At 41.9% G+C, this 308-nt stretch carries 1 protein-coding gene; it reads left to right on the forward strand.

The annotated features are described in order from the left end of the window. Positions 1-226, forward strand: a 226-nt coding sequence (locus HBA93_RS20245) for a hypothetical protein (protein WP_221724468.1), incomplete at its 5' end; no start/stop codon positions are given. Positions 227-308: the final 82 nt, after the last annotated feature.

The raw sequence follows: 308 nt of genomic DNA on the forward strand, positions 1-308 counted from the left end.
CCAGAAGTTAGTCTCCAGAGAGCCAAATAACCTTATTAAAAAATGGGGGACAGGGCTAAACAAAGAATTCACAGCTGAGGAATATCGAATGGCTGAGAAGTACCTAAAGAAATGCTCAAACTCCTTAGTCATCAGGGAAATGCAAATCAAAACAACCCTGAGATTCCATCTAATAGCAGTCAGAATGGTTAAGGTCAAAAACTCAGGTAACAACAGATGCTGGTGAGGACGTGGAGAAAGAGGAACACTACTCTATTGTTGATGGGATTTCAGGCTGGTCCTCAGAAAATTGGACATTCCACTACCTG

It is taken from the genome of Ochrobactrum sp. SFR4 (assembly GCF_019730395.1).
In the GTDB taxonomy this organism is placed as follows: Bacteria; Pseudomonadota; Alphaproteobacteria; order Rhizobiales; family Rhizobiaceae; genus Pseudochrobactrum.